General features: G+C 36.5%; 19 protein-coding genes, 1 tRNA gene and 1 pseudogene. 13 read left to right on the forward strand and 8 right to left on the reverse strand.

Features of this window, described 5'->3' with window-relative positions:
• Positions 1-2 precede the first annotated feature (2 nt).
• Positions 3-590, forward strand: a complete 588-nt coding sequence (locus Q0L65_RS07135) for a hypothetical protein (RefSeq protein WP_296684827.1) — start codon at positions 3-5, stop codon at positions 588-590.
• A 55-nt stretch (positions 591-645) separates the two neighbouring features.
• Here the strand turns inward: Q0L65_RS07135 and Q0L65_RS07140 are convergent, their stop codons facing one another.
• On the reverse strand, positions 646-1236 hold the full coding sequence (locus tag Q0L65_RS07140; RefSeq protein WP_296684829.1) for a thymidine kinase: 591 nt from the start codon (positions 1234-1236) through the stop codon (positions 646-648).
• A gap of 191 nt (positions 1237-1427) precedes the next feature.
• Between Q0L65_RS07140 and Q0L65_RS07145 the strand changes: the two genes are divergently transcribed.
• The 6 genes from Q0L65_RS07145 to Q0L65_RS07170 all read left to right on the forward strand — a co-directional run bounded on the left by Q0L65_RS07145 (position 1428) and on the right by Q0L65_RS07170 (position 7003).
• Positions 1428-2336 carry a hypothetical protein gene (locus Q0L65_RS07145; protein ID WP_296684830.1) on the forward strand — a complete coding sequence of 303 codons (909 nt, stop codon included), beginning with the start codon at positions 1428-1430 and terminating at the stop codon, positions 2334-2336.
• 31 nt (positions 2337-2367) lie between these two features.
• Positions 2368-3081 (forward strand): 16S rRNA (cytidine(1402)-2'-O)-methyltransferase, encoded by a 714-nt coding sequence (gene rsmI, locus Q0L65_RS07150; RefSeq protein WP_296684832.1) that lies wholly within the window; start codon positions 2368-2370, stop codon positions 3079-3081.
• 3 nt (positions 3082-3084) lie between these two features.
• Positions 3085-3429: a HopJ type III effector protein gene (locus Q0L65_RS07155; protein ID WP_296684833.1), complete on the forward strand. Its 345-nt coding sequence runs from the start codon at positions 3085-3087 to the stop codon at positions 3427-3429.
• A gap of 21 nt (positions 3430-3450) precedes the next feature.
• Positions 3451-5139, forward strand: a complete 1689-nt coding sequence (gene recJ / locus Q0L65_RS07160; RefSeq protein WP_296684835.1) for a single-stranded-DNA-specific exonuclease RecJ — start codon at positions 3451-3453, stop codon at positions 5137-5139.
• Entirely contained in the window at positions 5139-6410 is a 1272-nt protein-coding gene (locus Q0L65_RS07165) for an MFS transporter (protein WP_296684837.1), read from the forward strand. Before recJ ends, Q0L65_RS07165 begins: the two co-directional genes overlap by 1 nt.
• Positions 6411-6640: 230 nt before the next feature.
• Positions 6641-7003 carry a DUF2200 domain-containing protein gene (locus tag Q0L65_RS07170; RefSeq protein WP_296684839.1) on the forward strand — a complete coding sequence of 121 codons (363 nt, stop codon included), beginning with the start codon at positions 6641-6643 and terminating at the stop codon, positions 7001-7003.
• 9 nt (positions 7004-7012) lie between these two features.
• Here Q0L65_RS07170 and Q0L65_RS07175 read toward each other — a convergent pair whose 3' ends face one another.
• The 4 genes from Q0L65_RS07175 to Q0L65_RS07190 are packed head-to-tail and all read right to left on the reverse strand — an operon-like array spanning position 7013 to position 9212.
• Complete coding sequence (locus Q0L65_RS07175) at positions 7013-7768, reverse strand: UDP-2,3-diacylglucosamine diphosphatase (protein WP_296684840.1); 756 nt, start codon at positions 7766-7768, stop codon at positions 7013-7015.
• A gap of 10 nt (positions 7769-7778) precedes the next feature.
• The gene (locus tag Q0L65_RS07180) at positions 7779-8231 is read right to left on the reverse strand and encodes a 6-carboxytetrahydropterin synthase (RefSeq protein ID WP_296684842.1); all 453 of its coding nucleotides are present in this window, start codon (positions 8229-8231) and stop codon (positions 7779-7781) included.
• Positions 8232-8266: 35 nt separating this feature from the next.
• On the reverse strand, positions 8267-8434 hold the full coding sequence (locus tag Q0L65_RS07185) for a hypothetical protein (protein WP_296684844.1): 168 nt from the start codon (positions 8432-8434) through the stop codon (positions 8267-8269).
• Positions 8435-8444: 10 nt separating this feature from the next.
• Positions 8445-9212, reverse strand: a complete 768-nt coding sequence (locus Q0L65_RS07190; RefSeq protein WP_296684845.1) for an enoyl-CoA hydratase/isomerase family protein — start codon at positions 9210-9212, stop codon at positions 8445-8447.
• Positions 9213-9338: 126 nt separating this feature from the next.
• Between Q0L65_RS07190 and Q0L65_RS07195 the strand changes: the two genes are divergently transcribed.
• The 6 genes and pseudogenes from Q0L65_RS07195 (at position 9339) to Q0L65_RS07220 (ending at position 14144) form a co-directional block, all read left to right on the forward strand.
• Positions 9339-9412, forward strand: a tRNA-Ala gene (locus Q0L65_RS07195).
• A gap of 266 nt (positions 9413-9678) precedes the next feature.
• Positions 9679-9897 (forward strand): annotated as a pseudogene (locus tag Q0L65_RS07200) (GntR family transcriptional regulator); the annotation flags it as partial.
• Positions 9898-9899: 2 nt separating this feature from the next.
• Positions 9900-11384: an FGGY family carbohydrate kinase gene (locus Q0L65_RS07205; RefSeq protein WP_296684847.1), complete on the forward strand. Its 1485-nt coding sequence runs from the start codon at positions 9900-9902 to the stop codon at positions 11382-11384.
• A 6-nt stretch (positions 11385-11390) separates the two neighbouring features.
• Entirely contained in the window at positions 11391-12716 is a 1326-nt protein-coding gene (xylA, locus tag Q0L65_RS07210) for a xylose isomerase (protein WP_296684848.1), read from the forward strand.
• Positions 12717-13092: 376 nt separating this feature from the next.
• Positions 13093-13557, forward strand: coding sequence for a mobile mystery protein A (locus Q0L65_RS07215; RefSeq protein WP_296684850.1), 465 nt, complete (start codon positions 13093-13095; stop codon positions 13555-13557).
• The gene (locus tag Q0L65_RS07220) at positions 13548-14144 is read left to right on the forward strand and encodes a mobile mystery protein B (RefSeq protein ID WP_296684851.1); all 597 of its coding nucleotides are present in this window, start codon (positions 13548-13550) and stop codon (positions 14142-14144) included. The genes Q0L65_RS07215 and Q0L65_RS07220 overlap by 10 nt, the downstream gene beginning before the upstream one ends.
• 572 nt (positions 14145-14716) lie before the next feature.
• Here Q0L65_RS07220 and Q0L65_RS07225 read toward each other — a convergent pair.
• The 3 genes from Q0L65_RS07225 to Q0L65_RS07235 form a co-directional block, all read right to left on the reverse strand.
• On the reverse strand, positions 14717-17626 hold the full coding sequence (locus Q0L65_RS07225; protein ID WP_296684852.1) for a glycosyl hydrolase 115 family protein: 2910 nt from the start codon (positions 17624-17626) through the stop codon (positions 14717-14719).
• A gap of 170 nt (positions 17627-17796) precedes the next feature.
• Positions 17797-18384, reverse strand: coding sequence for an LUD domain-containing protein (locus Q0L65_RS07230; protein ID WP_296684854.1), 588 nt, complete (start codon positions 18382-18384; stop codon positions 17797-17799).
• The gene (locus tag Q0L65_RS07235; protein ID WP_296684855.1) at positions 18374-19777 is read right to left on the reverse strand and encodes a lactate utilization protein B; all 1404 of its coding nucleotides are present in this window, start codon (positions 19775-19777) and stop codon (positions 18374-18376) included. Before Q0L65_RS07235 ends, Q0L65_RS07230 begins: the two co-directional genes overlap by 11 nt.
• Positions 19778-19807 lie beyond the last annotated feature (30 nt).

The raw sequence follows: 19807 nt of genomic DNA on the forward strand, positions 1-19807 counted from the left end.
CTATGAAACGAATACTAATTATAACTTTTAGCTTTTTATCAATATCCATATATTCTCAAAATTCAAAGTTTAGTTTAAAATACAATTATGGACTGAACATTGCTTTGCAATCCGATTTAATAGGAGTTTGTACAGATTGTAAGGCTAATACAATTGGAACCGTTGGAAATCTTGAACTTGAATACAAAATATCTCCATCAGAAAGTATTGGATTTGGGGTTGCAATGGCAAAAAACAAAAAAAATAGTACAACTATAGCGGGAGAAATCTATCCTTCTGTAGTTGAATATATTCTAGAGAAAAAAAGTACTTTTTTCGAATTGTATTACAAAAAAGACCTACTCAACGCTAAAAAACTTTTTGTCATAGGAGGAATCGGTCTTATGGATGTATACAGTCAAGAAAAAACGGGTCATTCCTCTGATAATCACAAACTCCTTTCTGAACCTGGAATTACCTTTGGGGCAGAATACTACTTAATCCAAAAGTTAAACTTTGAAATAGGTATTCATTCTAAAATTTATTGGACACCTTTTAATGATGGGATTCAAAACATCGGCATCGCTCCTGTCATCAAGTACAATTTTTAAACAAAAAAAGGGAAAACAAATTGTTTTCCCTTTTTTATATCAGAACGAAGAATATTTATTGTTCTTCATTTTTTTTCATCGCATGAAAATAAGCCGCTCTACTTAAAGGCTCATATTCTTCGGTTTCTCCCAACATCACTAATTTATCATTATCGGTTTTTCTAAAGCTGTAATTGGCTAAATTTCCGGTACGGGTACATACCGCATGTACTTTAGTTACATACTCGGCAGTAGCCATTAAAGCAGGCATAGGCCCAAACGGATTTCCTTTAAAATCCATGTCCAATCCTGCTACAATCACACGAATACCTCGATTAGCCAAATCATTGCAAACCCGTACAATCTCATCATCAAAAAACTGAGCCTCATCAATCCCTACCACATCACAACCTTGTGCCAAAATCGCAATATTAGCAGCAGCTGGAACGGGTGTCGAACGAATTTCGTTCGAATCGTGTGACACTACCATTTCATCATGATAACGAGTATCTACAGCAGGTTTGAAGATTTCCACTTTCTGTTTGGCAAACTGAGCGCGTTTTAATCGGCGAATCAATTCCTCTGTTTTACCCGAAAACATAGAGCCACAGATGACTTCAATCCAACCAAATTGTTCTTTATGATTTACTGTATTTTCGAGAAACATGGTGTGTTTTTATAACTTAAAAAATGAATCGTTTTTTTCCTTTGTAAGGGTATAAATTGAATGTAAAATTTTATACTTTTACGTGTTTCCAAATGTAAAAAAAAATTCTAAAGCACCGCCCCTAGTTTACCGAAATAAAAACAAAAAATAGTACTCAAACCAAACAACCTACACAGTATAATTTTTACGAGATGAAAAAAAGATTGGAAGCCGATTTAATCAGCATTGCACACCGAATTTTACAATTAAAAAACAAGTCTGATATCAATCAATTGTATCTGGAAACGCAAAAATTATATGAAAAACTAGCGTTGTTGCGTTTTGTTGACGAGCACTTTGGCGACAGCAAACCTACCATTGGGCAAGCAGCAATAGAACAAAAAATAGAGGCCGCTTTTGAGGCTATCGAAAACGAAACTCCTGTTGCTATCAGCATAGAAGAAATTACTATTCCTGCAATAGAAGAAACTCCTGAATTGATTTTGGAGGAAGAAGAACAAGAGGAAATCACCGAAATGGAGGAGCCCATTTTTGAAGAAAGCGAAGAGTTGGAAACCATAGATGAAGACGAGGATGAAGAGGAAGAAATCGAAGCGCCTTTCATCCCTGCTTTTGAATTAGAAAAAGAGGAAGAGGAAGAACTTATCGAAGAAACCCCAAAACAAGAAGCCGTTCAAATTTCTTTCGAAGAATTAATTGGGGGTGATTTTAGCGAAGACCTTTTTGTAAAAGTAGAAAGTAACGCTTTTGAAACTCCAATTGATGAAGAACCAGAAGAAGTTATGGAAACACCTTCCATAACACTTGACGAAATCGAACTCCCTGGGGAAGTAGAAGAGCCAAAATCAGTCACACTAAACGAAAAATTAGCCAAAGGAATCAGCATCGATTTGAATGATCGTATCGCGTTTACTAAACATCTTTTCGGGAACGACCCCGAAGATTACAATCGCGTGTTGAACCAATTAATCACTTTTGACACCTTTTATGAAACCCGCGATTTCATTAGAGATATGGTAAAACCAGACTACAATAACTGGGAAGGAAAAGAAGAATACGAAGAACGTTTTATGGAGATTATCGAGAAAAAATTCTTGTAATTCCGTTTATTAATTGAATTTTTAGCGCCGAATGTCAAAATTATACATCGTTCCAACGCCTATTGGCAACCTCGAAGACATGACTTTTCGTGCCATTCGCATTCTGAAAGAAGTCGATTTAATTCTTGCCGAAGACACCCGTACGAGTGGCAAATTATTGAAACATTTTGAGATTAGTACTCACATGCACAGCCACCACATGCACAATGAACACAAAACGGTGGAGAATGTCATTGCGAGATTACAAGCGGGAGAAAACATCGCCTTGATTTCGGATGCAGGAACGCCTGCTATTTCAGATCCTGGCTTTTTATTGACACGCGCCTGTATTGAAAACGGTGTGGAAGTAGAATGTTTGCCTGGCGCCACGGCTTTTGTACCTGCGTTAGTGAATAGTGGTTTACCTAACGACAAATTCATTTTTGAAGGTTTTTTGCCTGACAAAAAAGGAAGACAAACTCGTTATTTGGCTTTGGCCGAAGAAACCCGAACGATGATTTTGTATGTTTCGCCACACAAATTAGTAAAAACGTTGGCTGAATTTTGCACTTATTTTGGCGAAGACCGCCCCGTTTCGGTTTCAAGAGAATTATCCAAACTCCACGAAGAAAATGTCAGAGGTACAGTTAGAGAAGTATTGACTCATTTCGAAAAAACAGCTCCAAGAGGCGAAATCGTGGTGATTGTGGGAGGAAAAACAGTAGTAAAAGAAGCAAAGAAAAATAAATTTTCAGAAGAAGAATAAAACATGACTATAAACGCCTTTTTAGAAAAACTAAAACAAACACCTGAAGCCATTACTTTTGCGGAAACGATAGCAACGATTGAAAGCAATTACGAATTTACACCTACTGCTTTTCAGAATGGAAACCAACACAATGGAGCGGGAGAAAATTCAGGTTCTTGCAAATTATTTGCGTTCGCCAAAATCGAGCAATTGACGCAAGCGGAAACTTTAGCCTGCTTTGGCGGGTATTATTTTGAAGAAGTACTTGGCGACCCTCAAGGGACCAACCACCAAAACATTCGCAATTTTATGCAATCGGGTTGGGACGGAATTCAATTTGAAGGCGAAGCATTAGCATTGAAATAAACCCCAAAATCCCAAATCACTATGCGTTGGACCATCAAACCAAAACCCCAAAAAGAACAAATACAACAACTCGCTCAAGAGCTGAATGTAGATTCTTTAATTGCGACTTTATTAATTCAGCGCGGCATTACCACTTTTGACCAAGCCAAAGATTTTTTTCGCCCTTCGCTAGATCATTTGCACGACCCTTTCTTGATGAAAGATATGGAAGTGGCAGTGAACCGAATCGAACAAGCCATTGCCAACCAAGAAAATATTTTGGTTTTTGGCGATTATGACGTGGACGGAACCACAGCAGTATCTTTGGTTTCTTCCTATTTAAAAAGTGTTTATCCCAACATTGCGACTTATATTCCAGACCGCTATGCCGAGGGTTACGGAATTTCGTTTCAAGGCATCGACTTTGCCGAAGACAATGGTTTTTCGTTGATTATTGCTTTGGACTGCGGCATCAAATCGATTGAACATGTGGCCTACGCCAAAGAAAAAAATATCGATTTTATCATTTGTGATCACCACAGACCGGGAGATTCATTACCTGAGGCTATCGCTGTTCTCGACCCAAAAAGAGACGATTGCACCTATCCTTACGACGAATTATGCGGTTGCGGAGTGGGTTTCAAATTGATTCAGGCGTTGAGCCAAAATCGCAATCAAACTATAGACGATTTAATTCCGTATTTGGATTTAGTCGCCACAGCCATTGCAGCCGATATTGTTCCCATAACTGGTGAAAACAGAGTGTTAGCACATTTTGGATTGCAAGTGATTAATCAAGCACCACGACCTGGAATCCAAGCGCTGATTCAACAAATTAAGAAACAAACACTCACGATAACGGATGTCGTTTTTGTCATTGCGCCCCGAATCAATGCAGCGGGACGCATCAAACACGGCAATCATGCAGTAGAACTATTAACTGAATTTAATTTGGCTCAAGCCCAACAATTTGCCAAAGAAATTGAAGACTACAATTCGGAACGCAAAGGATTGGACCAATTAATCACCAAAGAAGCGCTACAACAAATCGAAGAAAATCAAGAACAAGAACGTTTTACGACGGTAGTTTTTCAAGAGAATTGGCACAAAGGTGTCATCGGAATTGTTGCTTCTAGATTAATTGAAACCCATTACCGACCTACTTTGGTTTTTACCCAAAGTGGCGACAACTATGCAGCTTCAGCACGTTCTGTAAGAGGATTTGATGTGTACAATGCGCTAGAAGCTTGTTCTGAACATTTAGAGCAATTTGGCGGACATAAATACGCCGCAGGAATGACTTTGAAAGCCGAGAATTACGAAGCTTTCAAAAATGCCTTTGAAAAAGTGGTGCAAGAAACCATTAATCCTGAATTACGCACTCCCGAAATTGAAGTAGATGCCGAAATTGATTTTTCAGAAATTACTCCAAAACTCGTTCGGATTTTAAAGCAATTTGAACCTTTTGGCCCACAAAATATGACGCCCGTTTTTGTAACTCAAAATGTTATCGACACGGGGTATCCAAAATTCATGGGGGCCAATGAAGAACACATTCGCCTTTTTGTAAAACAAAATAATTCGGAAGGCTTTGCTGCCATTGGTTTTAACCTAGCCCATAAAAAGGATTTGGTCGCCAATAGAAACTCGTTTCAAATGGCGTATTGCATCGATGAAAATGAATGGAATGGGCAATTAAGCCTACAACTCCGACTAAAAGATATCCAATAATGAAACCAAAAAACGACCCTTACGAAGCCTTACGTTACCGAGAATTCAATGTGTTTTTACTATTGCGATTTGCCATGGTGTTTGCCTGGTCGATGCAATTTATTGTGATTGAATGGCAGGTCTATAGTTTGACCAAAAGTGCTTTGTCATTAGGAATCATTGGGCTAATGGAAATTATTCCTGCAGTATCGATGGCGCTATTCGCAGGACATATTGTGGATCAAAACGAGAAAAAAGGAATGCTGCTTAAATGTATTTTGGGATTTTCGGTAATAAGTATTGGGTTATTTTTATTGACTTGGCCAGTGATCACAAGCGGTTGGTCTACTCATGTAGTTTTATATAGTATTTATTTTTTGGTCTTTTTGGGAGGATTAGTTCGCTCCTTTTTAGGACCAACTGTTTTCTCGTTAATGTCGCAAATTGTTCCTAAAAAAGCCTATTCCAATGCGGCAACTTGGAGCAGTTCGGTATGGCAAATTGCTTCCGTTTTAGGGCCTGCCATTGCAGGATTCTCAATTACGTGGATTGGTGTGCATTGGTCAATGTGTACAGTAGTGGTTTTTGCTGTATTGGCGCTAATTGCCTTATCAAAAATTGAATCGAAACCGATTTTAAATCCAAAAATTGGCGAACCTGTGATGCAAAGTTTAAAAGAAGGTGTCAAATTTGTATTCCAAAATAAAACGATTTTAGGTGCGCTTTCGTTAGATATGATTGCGGTCTTGTTTGGTGGTGCCGTAGCGTTACTACCCATTTTTGCCCAAGATATTTTAAAAGTAGGTTCGGAAGGTTTTGGAATTTTACGAGCAGCACCCGCTATTGGGGCATTCTTAACGATGTTTATTTCGGCTTATGTGCCTTTAAATAAAAATGCGGGAATGAAATTGCTCGTTGCTATTTTCGCTTTTGGCCTTTGTATCATTGTCTTTGGATTGTCCACTATTTTCTGGTTATCAGTTTTTGCTTTGTTCATGAGCGGTGTTGTAGATGGTATTTCGGTGGTGATTCGTCAAACTATTTTACAATTGAAAACGCCTGATCACATGCGCGGACGAGTAGCGGCTGTCAACTCTATTTTTGTGGGTTCGTCTAACGAATTAGGGGCTTTTGAAAGTGGATTGACTGCTAAGTTAATGGGAACCGTAACCGCAGTCGTTTTTGGCGGAAGCATGACACTTTTGACGGTTTTGATTACAGGAATTTCTTCGCCTACATTCCGAAAATTGGATTTAGAAAAAGACTTGGAAGAACACCGAAAAGAGGAGTAGATTGTTTTTAGAATATAACATACTGGGTATAATTATTAAAAACGTCAATTCGAGTGTTTTTTGTGTAGTGAAACGGAACAAAAAATGTATCGAGAAACCTTAGGTTCAACGGAGTTAATCATTTTTAATGAAATTTTACTTGTTCTCGATACAATTTTCTACCGAAAATTACTCGAACTGACGTAAAATTATCATCAAAAACTAAATACATCTTACAGGTTAAAAAAATTATGAACACAACTCCTGAACACAACGAACGAATCGCCAAGATGACTTTTGCTACAGTCTATCCGCTTTACCTTGCTAAAGTGGAACGAAAAGGCAGAACCAAAGAAGAATTGCATCAAGTAATTACTTGGCTGACGGGATTTGACGATACTACACTCCTCCAACTCATGGACGAAAAAGTGACTTTTGAAACCTTTTTTGAGAGAGCGCAGTTGAACCCAAAAGCGGAATTAATTACAGGAACCATTTGTGGTTACAAAATTGAAGAAATTGAAAACTCCTTGACCAAACAAGTCCGGTATTTGGATAAGTTAGTCGATGAATTGGCTAAAGGCCGAAAAATGGAGAAAATTCTAAGAGCGTAATTCGCTTACTTATTCGTATTTTTTAATTTCGAAGGTTTCTCCATCAAAAACGCCATAGGTAAAATAAGTAATCCAATCGCCTAAATTCACGTATTCGGACTTATTGCCTAAAGGAAAAACCATCGGTAAATGACGGTGTCCAAAAACAAGGTAATTGTAATGTTTGGTTTCGAGTTTTCGTTTGGAATACTGAATCAACCATTCGTTTTCTTCACCCAAAAATACTACATCTTCGGCACCCGAAATCAATTTGTTTTTTACCGAAAGGTATTGCGCCAAACCCACTCCCAAATCAGGATGCAACCAACGGAAAAACCATTTAGCCACCGGATTAGTAAACACTTTTTTCATGCGTTTGTACCCTTTATCCCCAGGCCCTTTACCATCTCCATGGCCTATTAAAAAGGTTTTGTCTCCAAACGTAAATTCTTGATTGTCGCGGTATACGGGAATATTGAGTTCTTTTTGGAAATAATCTTCCATCCACAAATCGTGGTTGCCCACAAAGAAATAAATAGGGATGCCGCTGTCGCGAATTTCGGCCAATTTGCCCAAAATACGAACAAATCCTTTTGGAACAACCGTTTTGTACTCAAACCAAAAATCAAACAAATCACCCAATAAAAAAATAGCTTCGGCATCTTGTTTCACCTCATCCAACCAAGCCACAAATTTTTGTTCCCTTGGGAAACTCAATTTGGCTGTTGGCGCTCCAAAATGCTGATCGGAGGCGAAATATATTTTTTTGTTATTGGTTAATAGCATCTGTTCTGAATTACAAATTATCGCTAGCAAACCACTCTGCAAATGACGAATCGGTTTCTTGTAGCTTTAAAGAAAAAAGTGCAATCCCTTGTGGTAATCTATTTTTGATGCGTTGGGCAAAATCAATTACCATATTTTCACTTGTAGGTTGGTAATCTACTAAAATCACATGATGTCCACGCGTTTTTAGTTCGTTAGCCAACTCAATATGAGGGGTTGTTTCGTTAAAGACAGTAGCGTGGTCAAACTGATCTACAATTTCTTCTTTCACGATTTTTTTCAAATCGGTAAAGTCAATCACCATTCCAAATTTTACATCATTACGGTTCACAATAGGCTTACCAATAACCGTCACGGATAATTTATAACTGTGTCCGTGTACGTTTTTACATTTGCCATCATAGCCATATAAAGCGTGACCGGTTTCAAAACTAAATTGTTTGGTGATTCTAATATTGCTCATTCCACTGTGTATTTGACTGCAAACTTACGAAATAATTAAGGGTTTTGGTCTCTTTTTTTGGCACGGATATACATCCAATACGCCAATCCTACCAAAATAACAAAAGGAATAAAAGAACCTATCAAAATTCCTATTGGGTAATCTCCATCTGGAGCTTGTTTTATTTTTTGTGCAATATTTACTTGTTGTACTACTACTAACATACTACTTATTTTATTTTTTAAAGGATGCCAAGGCCGTTTTAGTTACTTCAGAAAGCACTAATTTCCCAGTGATTGCTGCTCTTTCAACTAATAAAGTATCCCAATGTCCTGTTCCTTCCCACAATACTTTTTTCATAGCAGTTACCGCTTCTGGATTATAGGTTGCGAGTTGGTGTGCCAATTCAGTTACTGCCTGATCTAATTTTTCAATGGATTCAAAAGTATTGGCATACAACCCTTTTTCTTTCGCCCAAGCCGCTGATTTCCATTCTTGAGCTGTTAAAGATAATTCTGCCATAGCCGTTTTTCCTATCTTTCTGGATACGGCAGGTTCAATCACAAAAGGTCCGATACCAATCGCTAATTCCGATAATTTTATGCTTGCTTCTTGGCTCGCCAAAACATAATCACAAGCTGCTGCAATACCTACACCTCCGCCAACTGTTTTCCCTTGCACACGACCTATGATGAATTTAGGGCATTTTCGCATGGCATTAATCAAATGAGCAAATCCTGAAAAGAACGTTTTTCCTTCCGTTTCGTTGGTCACCGCAAGTAATTCATCAAAAGAAGCACCGGCACAAAAAGCAGCAGTACCTTGGCTTTTTAAAACCACCACCGCCACATCTGGACTTTGTCCCAAAGTCTCGATAGTCTTGGTTAATTCATGCAACAACTGGGCAGGAAAAGAATTACTGGCAGGATGCCCAAATTCAATTGTAGCGATTGTAGCATCGATAGAAATGGAAATAGAACCTGTAGCGTTTTGTATTGCCATAGCAGAAATTTTAATGTAAAGTTAAAACTATTCTGTTAGTTTGTTCTTTTTTTGAAAAGAATGGCGTGGTTTTTTTCGGCAATTAGGAATTTAAAACTAAATTAAGCTATATTTGTCGCCTGCATTGGGGATGTAGCTCAGTTGGCTAGAGTGCTTGACTGGCAGTCAAGAGGTCGTGGGTTCGAGCCCCATCTTCTCCACAGTCGTACCAATGACCTTAAATTCAGTTTTAAGGTCATTTTTTATTTTATATTGAACCTATAACCATCAGAAAATCAATTACTTGATTCGATTTTAAATCTATACCGTCCACAAACGCCAAACTCCTTAATCTCTTAAGGAGTTTTTTTTGTACCTATTGGAAAAATTTTTGAGTATATTTGAGTTAGTTCAAAGTCAGGAAACTTTTTGTAGAGGAGTTTGAATTACTAGGCACGAGCAAGATGCTCGCGCCAGCAGGAGAATATTCTTAGAGCAATGTAGAGAGAAAAATCTAGAACCAGGAAAAGATATAGGCTTTCTATCTTATAATGAAACCCCTATGAAAAAATTTATTTATAAAGGAATTTCGGTTATATCTACTGATTTCAAAGAATTAGGAACTAAAGGTGCGGAATTTATTACTAAAGACGAACCGATGCAGCATTGCGTATCAACAAAATTAATATTAAGAGAATCATTATAAGTATGTATTACATTGGGTATGATATAGGAAGTTCTTCTGTCAAAGTAGCCTTGGTAGAAGCCACTACAGGAAAGAAAATAATAACAATTAGCGAACCACAAGAAGAAATGCCTATAACTTCTTATCATAAAGATTGGGCAGAACAAGATCCTGAAGTTTGGTGGGAATACATTTGTATAGCAACAAAAAGAGCTATCAAAGAAGCTAATGTTGATGCATCAAAAATTTTAGGAGTCGGAATATCATATCAAATGCATGGATTAGTTGTAGTTGATAAAGAAGGTAACTCTTTGCGAAATTCAATTATTTGGTGTGATAGCAGAGCTGTAGAAATTGGAAATAAAGCTTTTTCTGAAATCGGCGAACAAAAGTGTGCTGAACATTTATTGAATTCTCCGGGTAACTTTACCGCTTCTAAATTAAAATGGGTAAAGGATAATGAACCGGAAGTATATGATAAAATATACAAATTTATGCTGCCAGGAGATTTTATAGCTTATAAATTGACAGGGGTACTGACTACAACTAAAAATGGGTTGTCAGAAGGAATGCTCTGGAATTACAAAGAAAACAAGGTAGCGAATTGGCTATTAGATTATTACGAAATACACCAATCATTGATTCCTACAATTGTTGAAAATTTTTCAAATCAAGGTGAATTACATTTTGAAGGGGCTAATGCTACAGGTCTTCCTTTAGGTATCCCTGTAGTTTATAGAGCTGGCGATCAACCTAACAATGCTTTATCATTGAATATTTTAAAACCTGGAGAAGTAGCTGCTACAGGTGGAACCTCTGGAGTTATATACGCAGTTACAGAAAAATTGAAATCAAAAGAAACTTCAAGAATAAATAGTTTTGTACATGTCAATTACACCAACGAAAATCCTATGGTAGGCAAACTTTTATGTATTAATGGAGCTGGAATCCAATACAGATGGTTGAAGAATCATAGTGTAGTAGATTCATACGAAAATATGAATAGAAAAGCTTCAAAAGTACCTGTTGGTTCAGATGGAGTGATTGTAATTCCTTTTGGGAATGGTGCAGAAAGAATGTTAAACAACAAAAATGTAGATAGTCATATATTGAATTTAAATTTCAACAAACACAGTCATGGTCATTTATATAGAGCTGCTTTAGAAGGTATCGCTTTTTCATTTGTCTATGGAATGGAAATTTTAAAAAATGATAATACAGAGATTAAAGTAATTCGTGCGGGAAATGACAATTTGTTTCGTTCTGAAATTTTTTCCAACACAGTCGCTACACTCATAGGGCATGAAATTGAAATTTACAACACAACCGGAGCTGTTGGTGCAGCTAGAGCTGTTGGTCTACAAGATAGTAATTATGAAAAATTTGGCGAAAACATTTTAAAGAATGACCATGTGATAACTTATCTGCCATTAAAAAATAGTGACCCTTATATAGAGGCATATAAAAATTGGAAAAAAGAATTAGAAATAATATTAAACAATAAATAACATAATATGATAGTTTTAGGCAATAAAGAGTATTATAAGGGAATTGGTCAAATTCAATTCGAGGGGAAGGATTCCGACAATCCTTTGGCATTTAAATATTACAACCCAGATCAAGTAGTTGCTGGAAAAACAATGCGTGAGCATTTTAAATTTGCAATAGCTTATTGGCATACCTTCTGTGGCCAAGGCTCAGACCCTTTTGGTCCAGGGACACAATCTTTTGCATGGGATCAATCTTCAGACCCTATTCAAGCTGCAAAAGATAAAGCAGATGCTGCATTTGAATTTATTAGTAAAATGGGATTTGATTATTTCTGTTTTCATGATTATGATTTAATTCAAGAGGGAGCAACCTTTTCTGAATCAGAAAATCGTTTAAATATCATTACCGATTATTTGAAAGAAAAAAAAGCTGCTTCAGGGATAAAATTACTTTGGGGAACAGCGAATTGTTTTTCAAATCCCCGTTATATGAATGGTGCTGCAACTAATCCTGATTTTAATGTTTTAGCAAGAGCAGGAGGACAAATAAAATTGGCTTTAGATGCAACCATTGCCTTAAGTGGTGAAAATTATGTTTTTTGGGGAGGTCGTGAAGGATACATGACATTATTAAACACAGACATGAAAAGAGAATTAGACCACATGGGACAATTCTTAATTCAGGCTAGAGATTATGCAAGAGCACAAGGTTTTAAAGGAAATTTCTTTATAGAGCCTAAACCAATGGAACCTATGAAACACCAATACGATTTTGATTGTGCTACTGCTATAGGCTTCTTACATGAATATGGTCTAGAAAAAGATTTTAAAATGAACATTGAAGTAAACCATGCAACATTAGCGCAACACACTTTTCAACACGAAATAGCAACTGCTGCTAAATATGGTATGTTAGGAAGTTTAGATGCTAATAGAGGTGACTATCAAAATGGATGGGATACAGACCAATTCCCAAATAATATTCAAGAAACAACCGAAGCAATGTTGGTGTTTTTAAAAGCAGGCGGATTACAAGGTGGTGGAATAAATTTTGACGCAAAAATCAGAAGAAATTCTACAGATATGGAGGATGTTTTCTTAGCTCACATTGGAGGTGCAGACACCTTTGCAAGAGCCTTATTGACCGCTGATAAAATCATTTCTTCTTCACCTTACGAATCGTTAAGAAAGCAACGTTACAGTTCTTTTGATTCTGGAAATGGAAAAGCATTTGAAGAAGGAAAACTAGATTTGAAAGCATTATATAAAATTGCACAAGAAAATGGAGAACTTCCGCTTCAAAGTGGTAAACAAGAATTGTTTGAAAATATTATAAATCAATACATATAAAAAGTTATTTCTAATTGTCATAAATTATTATTTGACCTTAAATTCAGTTTTAAGGTCATTTTTTATTTTACATCAAACTTACAACTATAATATTATCAACTAATTAACATAAAATAATTTATACTACCAGCAGTAATTAAAAAACCTCAAGAGAAACCTTGAGGTTTTTTATGGGCTTTTTTCAAATTTTCACAAAATTCTAACTATCAAAATTCTTAAAGACCAACAAACTCAAACCTTATTTTCATTTTAATCAAAACTCATATTATAAACAGGATGAACATATTTAATATTTTTAAGGTTAAAACCTTAAAAATATTTTTTTATTTCAGGTAATAACCTTAAATTTGTATTGTACATTTCAGGTAATAGCCTTATGAAAAACAACAAACAGCAATTGCTTTTACAGCAAATCGATAATAAATTAGAGTCTTTCAAGGATTTGAAAGCAACAGTAGTGCCAACAAAAGGTTGGATCAATACCTTTCGTACAGCATTAAAAATGTCGTTACGCCAATTGGGTAATCGTTTAAATATTGCACCACAAAGCACAAAAGAAATTGAAGAACGGGAAGCTAATGGCACAATTACCTTAAACTCATTGCGCGACGTAGCCAATGCTATGGATATGCAGTTAGTATATGGATTTGTTTCAAAACACAAATCGTTAGAGCAAATGATTGAAAAACGTGCAAAAGAATTAGCACTCGAAATTGTGATGCGTACGAACAATACAATGACATTGGAAGACCAACAAAATTCTAAGGAACGCATCGAAAAAGCCATTGCTCAAAAAACAAATGAAATTAAAAATGAAATGCCTAAATATTTATGGGATTAAAGATTGAATATATAGACGGTCAAACTCCTTTAAATGACGAGGAAAAAAATGGATTGCGAATTCCTTCTATCACTACTCGTAAAGAATTAGACGAATTTGAGCAACTCAATATCGAGAAAGCCATTCAATGGACTTTTGGTAAAAAAATAAAAACAGAACAACTGTTTTCGGAAAAATTCATCAAAGACCTACATAAGCGTATGTATGGCGATGTCTGGAAATGGGCAGGAACTTTTAGAAACTCTGAAAAGAATATAGGTATCAAAAGTTATCTCATAGCCATTGAACTGAAGCAGTTATTAGATGATGCTATTTTTTGGAAAGAAAACAACACTTATAATTCAGAAGAATTAGCCATTCGATTTAAACATCGTTTGGTAAGCATTCATTGTTTTGCAAACGGAAATGGAAGACATTCACGTCTAATGGCTGATTTAATAATGGAAAAATTATACAGTAGTAAATTCTTTTCTTGGGGTAGTACTAATTTAGTAAAAGAGACCGAAACAAGAAGCAACTACATACAAGCAGTTCGAAAAGCAGATAACAACGATATTGAGCCTCTAATTGCTTTTGCAAAATCCTAAGTGCTCACAAGTTAAACCAATGACCTTAAATTCAGTTTTAAGGTCATTTTTTATTTTATATCGAAACCATAACCATCAGAAAGTCAATCACTTGATTTAATTTTAAATCTATACCGTGCACAAACACCAAACTGCTTAAGAAATTAAGGAGTTTTTTTGTACCTGTTGGAAAAATTTCTGAGTATATTTGAGTTAGCTCAAAGTCAGGAGACTTTGCGTGCGAGATTTTAAATTGTAAAACCACGCGATAGGAATCGCGAGCGCGCGGGGCTGTTATTTTTCATAACTGCCCTTAGTTTTTGGTTTCAAGTGGTCTGTGGAATGGAAGCTTGTAAAAGCGACTGGAACAGCCCAACAAAACGAAGCAAACAATTGGAGGGAAACATTTTGATTGACCGTTAATATCTTAAATATTGATTATCAATATATTAAATTACGAAATTTGAGTCATCACTAATTTTGATACACTACCAAAAACGTAAATGTTTTTCAATAAACTTATTATCCACAAGTTCTTTCAAATTCCCAAATATTAGCTTTTCAAAGCCTTAATTTTTTTTAAATAATAACTGTTATTTTTTTACCGTTTCCGGTAAAAGGGAATAAGGTATAAGCTTGTTTTTATTCAAATTAATATAAAAATAGTCCAACGCCACTCCTGCATCAATAAGGTAGATTTTTAAGATATTCGCTCCTTTAAGGGCCGATTTGATAGCTGCTTTTTTAGTGGCTCTATTCGACAGGACATTTTGTTTCCATTCCTCACTTCTATCATAGGTTCTAAAATCAATAACCTGCATAGGCTCATCATTCCATTGTACTCCTATACGAACCCCTTGTTTATTAGTAATTGAAAGTGTCGGTATGGCGTGAAGCAGTATTTCTGGGTTTACAAAAGTATCCGGATTTCCCAGATGAATTTGATACTCCAAGCAAGGTGCTTCTGTTGCCAGACGATCTGTCTGCAATGACTCTGCCATCAACGGATAGCCTTGCATGGCTACCTTAGCATAACCCAAACCGTCTATTTTTTTCCACTGATACGGTTCCTTATTTTTTATGTATGTAAAATTTTGGGCATAAATGACAACTCTGTCTTCCATTGCAATAAATGATTTTTTAGGAAGAGTAGCCGTTGTAGCATCGACAGTTACGTTTAACGCTATGGTTTTATTATCATATTTAATTATGAACTGAGTTTTTGATGCTTTCACTTTCGTCCATTTGTTCCAGTCTATACTAAATTGTAATCGCTCATTAGTATTCTCCTTAGCACTCAAAACACCTTTCTTTTTATTGGCAATAACCCAATCCGGTAATTTTTGAAGTTCCCATGAAATCATCGCATCTTTTTTGAGAAAAATATCAACGAAATGGAATTGTAATACATTCGGATAATACGTTGGCAAAGTCAATTCTGCTTCATCCGTTTTGGTTGAGTTTTCCGCTATTACCCCGACAGCTTCGGAGGCATTTTCCACTGGAGAAGTTTCAATAGTCGCCTTATCAAATACCGGTAATTTTCTAGGACTCATATCCATTATTCCGTTCCACTTACCATTGGCTATTTGGTTGTATTCCTTAGTGATGGTTTTTATTTCATTAAATGCATTATCTGATTTATCCGCGTATTCTTTTGCCTGCAATCGCCTTTGTTTGCCATACAAATTTGCTTTATCGGCATACAAAAACTTTTTATTCATCAACGAAGATGCCTTTGCCGGATAATAGACCAATTGGAAATACGCATCCTGAAGATTTTTAGGAAGTTTGTCTTTTAAAGCGTTAACCTGATTTTCTAAATTTTGATATTTGGTAATGCGGGTCTGGTTTTCATCTCCGAAAAAGAAGGGATTGTAGGCTGTCAGTTTGGTTTTGGTAGTCGGTTCGGTCTGACTCCAACCCATGAATTCCGGTTTTCTTTCGAAAGCCAAATCGAAATAGTCCCATTTCGAATCCGCTATGGTTTTACCATAAGTCTCGCCAAAAATTGACGAATAAAAACGGCTCATGTGTTTTTTGACATTCGTTGCCTCTTCAAAAAAGGAGACATCATAGGCAATATCTAAAAAAAGCTGTGTCGAATATTCAATGGATTTTAAATCCCCCACATTCAGAATCCAGATTTTGTCGCAATTGGAATAATAGCTCTTCATCATTTCTTCTCTTAACAAAGCAGGATGAACCGAATCTACCCAAAGGTAATCATGTGGTCTTCCCCAATACGAAGCATGATAATACACCCCACCGCCACCGGGACGTTTTTGTTCTTCGGGATTGCTCAACCTTCGGATGTATCCATAATTGTCGTCTGTCCAAACCAAAGTGATATCTTCCGGAACCTTTAGACCTTCATCGTATAAGTCCAATACTTCCTTATACACCGTAAAGGCTTGTGGAACTTTGGTAGCATCAGGATTGATGTATTTTTCGATTAATTGTCGCTGATCCCCTAAAATATGTGTCAATAACTCTGCACCCTCTTTATTATTTTTGACACCTTCCATTTTGCTGTCATGCACCCCACGCATTCCCATGGTGAAAATGGCATCAACGTTCTTACTTTCTTTTACCCGGTCTTCCCAATATTTATAAACGCTTTCACGATTGGAAACATAATTAAATTGCCCCGTGGCATTTTTATTCCATTCGTCAACATTATTGCGCAACATCGGTTCGGCATGAGAAGTTCCAACCACAATTTGATACTTTTCGGCTATTTTTGCATTTCCTGGGATTTTAAAAAAAGCTGTCGTCCCTTCGTGCATGGCTGGCCAAATCGTATTGGCTTTCAAGCGCAATAACAATTCAAATATTTTGGCATAGGTTTTCGGACCAATATTTCCAACTTCGGGTTCAAAAGTCTTCGAAGCCCAAGGCAACAATCCCCAATCTTCATCATTAAGAAAGATTCCCCTAAATTTAACGGACGGTGCTTTGGACTGAAAATCCTTTTGCGAAAGCACTAATTCTTTTTGTTTTACAGCGGGCACATCTGACCACCAATACCATGGTGAAACTCCAATCTTTTGTGACAAATCGAAAACACCATAAGCCGTCCCCCTTGCATTAGTACCTGCAACAACAAAGGCTTTGTCAATCTTTTGAGTGGGTTTCAGAATTGTTTTGTAGCAATAGCTTTCCCATTGCTTTTCAAAACTTTTAAAATTGCTGTTTCCATTCAAAAAGGATTGTACCAAGGCTGATTGATACTGTCCGATAACAATGACGTTGCCTGAAACTTTATCCTTATTTTTAGTTACCAAGGGTTTAAAACCAGTCACCCTAAAAATATCTTCCGATAACGAATAGGCAACAATTGAATCTAAAGTAGTTCCGGAAGCATCATAAAGAATGGATGCTTTTGTTGCTTTGGTAAATACCTCAAATTGGGGAAGTGAATAGTTTTTTGTAAAACCCGTTTTTGAAAAAATAGTTTGACTAAAAAAAAGCAAACCTAAAATTGAAAATGAATACCTCATAATTAAAAATTAAATCATTTTGAATTTATTGTGACTGTAGTTGCAAATTCCAGTGATATTGACCTTCTGATTCAAATTCAAAATGACCCCTATTTTTAAGATCATCTCTTGTTCTATATCGAACCCATAACCTTCTTAAAAAGTCAATAGGTTGGTTCGATTACAATGTATTAATTCATTAGAAAAACAACCAAGCCTCTTGCTCCATGAGCTCCTAAAACGAGAGATTGCTCAATGTCGGCAGTTTTTGAAGGGCCTGCAATAAAGGTCCCAAAATCATATTTTGATTCCCCAATTAACTGATAGGCTTGATGCATCGTTGCAACTATATCTTTCTTACTCAATATTATCCCTAAATATTGCGAAATAAAAGGAGTTACCCGTTGTCCTAAAACGGCATCGGTTACCCAAAGAGCCGAATTCTCGGCAACACCAAAATGCGCCCTTACAATAGATAGTTCAACATCTTCTAAACTGTGTGGGTCATCATTTAGCCAATTCGTCGCACCAAATTCGGCAAGCTCTGGTATAGTAGTTATAATCCTCTTATCTGTTGAATAATGATTTTTTACATAATTGATCATATCACTATAGTCGCTAACATCAACACAATCACCTCCTATGCTTTGTAGCACCATTTTATACTTTTCAACTACATCAAATGACTCTAATCCTAAAACTTCCATATTAGGAAGTTCAGCACTTATTACCGGTTGATTTTGTCTTATTTTTTCTAATATCGCGGTTCTACTGTCCATTATTTTGAGATTTAGATTCTTTACCATTTTTCTTGTACCATTCTCTAAATGATTCGTCAGGAGGGCTAGGCATTTCTCGCTGTTTGTACCAAGGATTAAAATTATTATTAACCAAAACAGGTATTTTTTGCATCACTAATCTACCTGCTTTTCCTGCTAAATTAAATACCATTGGCTTGGACAAAACAGCTGCCATTCCGTTCATAGCAATTGTTTTCCCAATTGGCGTATGCCCTTCTTTAACTAAAACTTGACGCCATTTGTACAATTGATCATGAATATCAATTTTAACAGGACAAACATTGGTACAAGAACCACAGAGCGTACTTGCAAAAGGCAAATCGGCATTTTTACTCATATCTAAATTGGGTGCCAAAATAGAACCTATAGGACCAGCAACGGCATTATGATAACTATGCCCCCCACTTCGTCTATACACTGGACAGGTATTCATACAAGCGCCACAACGGATACATTTTAGTGAATTCCTAAAGTCTTCTCTTCCTAATTGGGTACTTCTTCCATTGTCTACAATAACAATATGCATTTCTTTACCTGCTCTAGGCGTATTGAAATGACTTGAAAATGTTGTGATGGGTTGCCCCGTAGCACTTCGCGCCAACAATCGCAGAAAAACACCTAGATGCTTGCGTTGCGGAATGATTTTTTCAAATCCCATACAGGCAATATGAACGTCGGCTAAATGGACTCCCATATCGGCATTACCTTCATTGGTACACACTACAAATTCTCCCGTCTCAGCAACAGCAAAATTAACTCCTGTCAAGGCTACTTTTCGTGTTAAAAAAGTATCTCTAAGGTGTAATCGAGCTGCCTCAGTCAAATACTGAGGGTCGTTATTCCCTGCTTCGGTGCCAAGATGTTCGTGAAATGTTTCGCTTACATCTTCTTTTTTAAGATGAATGGCTGGCAATACAATATGACTTGGTGGTTCTTTGCGAAGTTGAACGATTCGCTCTCCTAAATCAGAATCAATTACATCAATCCCTTTTTCAGCAAGATATTCATTTAAGTGACATTCTTCGGTAAGCATGGATTTGGATTTCACCATTTGATTAACACCATGTTTTGCCATTATAGAATGCACTATTTTATTGTGTTCTTCCGCATTAGCCGCCCAATGTACAATGACTCCATTAGCTTTAGCTTTCGATTCGAATTGGATTAAATAATCATGGATGTTAGCCAAAACGTTATTCTTAATTTGAGAAGCGGTTTCACGAAGCAATTCCCAGTCTGGTATTTGAAATGCTGCTTTGTCCCGTTTTTCACGAACATACCAAAGCGTTTCATCATGCCAATCTACACGAGGAATATCTTTATTAAAATCGGCTGCTGCCTCGCTATGTTGGATTTGTTTTTTTGAATGCATCTTTTCCATTTTATATCTAATTCCTTATCG

The sequence above is a fragment of the Flavobacterium sp. genome (assembly GCF_024642105.1).
Classification (GTDB): Bacteria; Bacteroidota; Bacteroidia; order Flavobacteriales; family Flavobacteriaceae; genus Flavobacterium.

Coding starts and splice junctions, on each gene's coding strand:
- Q0L65_RS07135 (WP_296684827.1), top strand. CDS start 3: ATGAAACGAATACTAATTATAACTTTTAGCTTTTTATCAATATCCATA.
- Q0L65_RS07140 (WP_296684829.1), bottom strand. CDS start 1,236: ATGTTTCTCGAAAATACAGTAAATCATAAAGAACAATTTGGTTGGATT.
- Q0L65_RS07145 (WP_296684830.1), top strand. CDS start 1,428: ATGAAAAAAAGATTGGAAGCCGATTTAATCAGCATTGCACACCGAATT.
- rsmI (WP_296684832.1), top strand. CDS start 2,368: ATGTCAAAATTATACATCGTTCCAACGCCTATTGGCAACCTCGAAGAC.
- Q0L65_RS07155 (WP_296684833.1), top strand. CDS start 3,085: ATGACTATAAACGCCTTTTTAGAAAAACTAAAACAAACACCTGAAGCC.
- recJ (WP_296684835.1), top strand. CDS start 3,451: ATGCGTTGGACCATCAAACCAAAACCCCAAAAAGAACAAATACAACAA.
- Q0L65_RS07165 (WP_296684837.1), top strand. CDS start 5,139: ATGAAACCAAAAAACGACCCTTACGAAGCCTTACGTTACCGAGAATTC.
- Q0L65_RS07170 (WP_296684839.1), top strand. CDS start 6,641: ATGAACACAACTCCTGAACACAACGAACGAATCGCCAAGATGACTTTT.
- Q0L65_RS07175 (WP_296684840.1), bottom strand. CDS start 7,768: ATGCTATTAACCAATAACAAAAAAATATATTTCGCCTCCGATCAGCAT.
- Q0L65_RS07180 (WP_296684842.1), bottom strand. CDS start 8,231: ATGAGCAATATTAGAATCACCAAACAATTTAGTTTTGAAACCGGTCAC.
- Q0L65_RS07185 (WP_296684844.1), bottom strand. CDS start 8,434: ATGTTAGTAGTAGTACAACAAGTAAATATTGCACAAAAAATAAAACAA.
- Q0L65_RS07190 (WP_296684845.1), bottom strand. CDS start 9,212: ATGGCAATACAAAACGCTACAGGTTCTATTTCCATTTCTATCGATGCT.
- Q0L65_RS07205 (WP_296684847.1), top strand. CDS start 9,900: ATGTATTACATTGGGTATGATATAGGAAGTTCTTCTGTCAAAGTAGCC.
- xylA (WP_296684848.1), top strand. CDS start 11,391: ATGATAGTTTTAGGCAATAAAGAGTATTATAAGGGAATTGGTCAAATT.
- Q0L65_RS07215 (WP_296684850.1), top strand. CDS start 13,093: ATGAAAAACAACAAACAGCAATTGCTTTTACAGCAAATCGATAATAAA.
- Q0L65_RS07220 (WP_296684851.1), top strand. CDS start 13,548: ATGGGATTAAAGATTGAATATATAGACGGTCAAACTCCTTTAAATGAC.
- Q0L65_RS07225 (WP_296684852.1), bottom strand. CDS start 17,626: ATGAGGTATTCATTTTCAATTTTAGGTTTGCTTTTTTTTAGTCAAACT.
- Q0L65_RS07230 (WP_296684854.1), bottom strand. CDS start 18,384: ATGGACAGTAGAACCGCGATATTAGAAAAAATAAGACAAAATCAACCG.
- Q0L65_RS07235 (WP_296684855.1), bottom strand. CDS start 19,777: ATGCATTCAAAAAAACAAATCCAACATAGCGAGGCAGCAGCCGATTTT.